Source organism: Polaromonas sp. P1_E3 (assembly GCF_056405935.1).
Map to the genome: position 1 here is coordinate 1 of NZ_JBFUBD010000524.1, position 1,644 is coordinate 1,644.

A 1,644-nucleotide genomic window follows, 5' to 3' on the forward strand; every position below is an offset into this window, starting at 1 on the left:
CATTGCAACTGGCCCATGGCCAGGATGCAGAGGTGCTGGTGTTTGACCTCGCACCCTGACAACGCCAGCCACCGAAGGCAGCTTTAACCCATTCACCCAGGGCGAGCGCCGGATACGCACCGGCGCATGGCGCTTGCCCAGAGTGTTTTTTTCCTCCATCATTTCCCCGTTTACTTTATTTATAAGGACTCATCATGCTCAATTCCCTGCAAAACCCTCTCTCCCTGATCGGCCGCCTGCTGCTGGCCCTGCTGTTTGTGCCTGCCGGCTTCAGCAAGATTRCCGGCTTTGCCGGAACGGTTGGCTACATCGCCTCCAAAGGCGTACCGCTGCCTGAAGTCGCTGCCGCCATTGCCATTGCGGTGGAACTGGGCCTGGGCATTCTTCTGGCGGTGGGCTTCCAGACGCGCTGGGCGGCACTGGGCATCGGCCTCTTCACGGTCGTCATCACCTGCATCTTCCATGCCTTCTGGGTTGATCCTTCGCAACAAATGGCGTTCTTCAAGAACATGGCCATCGCCGGCGGCCTGTTCACCGTCGCGGCTTTCGGCGGCGGCGCCTGGAGCGTAGACGGCAAGACCAAAGGCTGATCCATCTACAGGGCTGCAGCGGGGCTTCATGCCCAACGCTGCAGCCTTTTTGTTTGCCTGTTCCAGATTTCAACCCTCTGCCGTGAAAGACACCAAATGACTAAAGTTGTCGTGATTTACCACTCTGGCTACGGCCATACCCTACGCATGGCGCAGTCAGTCGCCGAAGGTGCAGGCGCTGAACTGGTGGCCATCGATGCCGACGGCAACCTGCCCGACGGCGGCTGGGAAACGCTCAATGCGGCCACGGCCATCATCATGGGGTCGCCTACCTACATGGGCAGCGTGAGCTGGCAGTTCAAGAAGTTTGCCGATGCGTCATCCAAGCCCTGGTACACCCAGGCCTGGAAGGACAAGCTCTTTGCCGGCTTTACCAATAGCGCGTCCAACAATGGCGACAAGATGTCCACGCTGAATTACCTTTTTACACTGGCCATGCAACATGGCGGCATCTGGGTCAGCCAGGGCATGCTGCCCAGCAACAGCAAGGCCGCACAGCGCAACGACCCGAATTACCTCGGGTCTTACAGTGGTGCCATCGCACAGTCGCCATCCGATGCCGGGGCCGGCGAGATGTTTTCGGGGGACCTGGAAACTGCGCGCAGCTTTGGGCAGCGCGTCGCTGCAGTCGCCGCGAGATTCGCTCCCTGAATAAGCTTTCTAAATCAGCTTTCTTTTTACAGGAATTGTTATGACCGTTGAACTCAGGCGCAACCCTCCGGCGGAACTGGCCCAGCATCTGCAAATCCGCAGCCACGAACTGATTACCGACGCTACGCTGGCAGAAGGCGGTGACGATGCCGGTCCTTTGCCCCATGACCTGTATGACGCGGCGCTAGGCGCCTGCAAAGCCGTGACGGTGATGTGGTACGCCCGCAAGAAGGGCATCCCTGTCGACGAAATAAAAACGAAGGTTGAGCGAGATGACTCCCAGGAGCGCGCGGGTGTCTACAAACTTGCCGCCAAACTCCAGATCAAGGGGGCCTTGACGGACGCCCAGCTGCAGGAGTTGCACACCGTTGCCCAGAAATGCCCGGTGCACAAGCTCATGAGC

General features: G+C 59.0%; 3 protein-coding genes. All 3 read left to right on the top strand.

Annotation, left to right across the window (positions count from 1 at the left end):
- Positions 1-194 precede the first annotated feature (194 nt).
- A complete protein-coding gene (locus AC1D0Z_RS21270) occupies positions 195-590 on the top strand; it encodes a DoxX family protein (RefSeq protein ID WP_477660144.1) in 396 nt (131 codons plus the stop codon).
- A gap of 96 nt (positions 591-686) precedes the next feature.
- Positions 687-1,241 carry a flavodoxin family protein gene (locus AC1D0Z_RS21275; protein ID WP_477660145.1) on the top strand — a complete coding sequence of 185 codons (555 nt, stop codon included), beginning with the start codon at positions 687-689 and terminating at the stop codon, positions 1,239-1,241.
- A 40-nt stretch (positions 1,242-1,281) separates the two neighbouring features.
- Positions 1,282-1,644: OsmC family protein (locus tag AC1D0Z_RS21280; RefSeq protein WP_477660146.1), on the top strand; the 363-nt coding region annotated here is incomplete at its 3' end.

Excerpts from the sequence above, each read along its gene's own strand:
- AC1D0Z_RS21275 (WP_477660145.1), top strand. The coding sequence starts at position 687 with ATGACTAAAGTTGTCGTGATTTACCACTCTGGCTACGGCCATACCCTA.